The organism is Pseudoalteromonas sp. NZS11, from assembly GCF_015864765.1.
In the GTDB taxonomy this organism is placed as follows: Bacteria; Pseudomonadota; Gammaproteobacteria; order Enterobacterales; family Alteromonadaceae; genus Pseudoalteromonas; species Pseudoalteromonas arctica.
In genome coordinates, this window is sequence record NZ_JADYWP010000028.1 from 1 (window position 1) to 532 (window position 532).

Below are 532 nucleotides of genomic sequence, written 5' to 3' on the forward strand. Positions count from 1 at the left end.
TGTGACGTTACTGACAGAAGAAGCACCGGCTAACTCCGTGCCAGCAGCCGCGGTAATACGGAGGGTGCGAGCGTTAATCGGAATTACTGGGCGTAAAGCGTACGCAGGCGGTTTGTTAAGCGAGATGTGAAAGCCCCGGGCTCAACCTGGGAACTGCATTTCGAACTGGCAAACTAGAGTGTGATAGAGGGTGGTAGAATTTCAGGTGTAGCGGTGAAATGCGTAGAGATCTGAAGGAATACCGATGGCGAAGGCAGCCACCTGGGTCAACACTGACGCTCATGTACGAAAGCGTGGGGAGCAAACGGGATTAGATACCCCGGTAGTCCACGCCGTAAACGATGTCTACTAGAAGCTCGGAGCCTCGGTTCTGTTTTTCAAAGCTAACGCATTAAGTAGACCGCCTGGGGAGTACGGCCGCAAGGTTAAAACTCAAATGAATTGACGGGGGCCCGCACAAGCGGTGGAGCATGTGGTTTAATTCGATGCAACGCGAAGAACCTTACCTACACTTGACATACAGAGAACTTAC

The 532-nt window shown here is 52.1% G+C and carries 1 rRNA gene; it reads left to right on the forward strand.

Features of this window, described 5'->3' with window-relative positions:
• Positions 1 to 532, forward strand: a 16S ribosomal RNA gene (locus I6E82_RS19770); the annotation flags it as partial.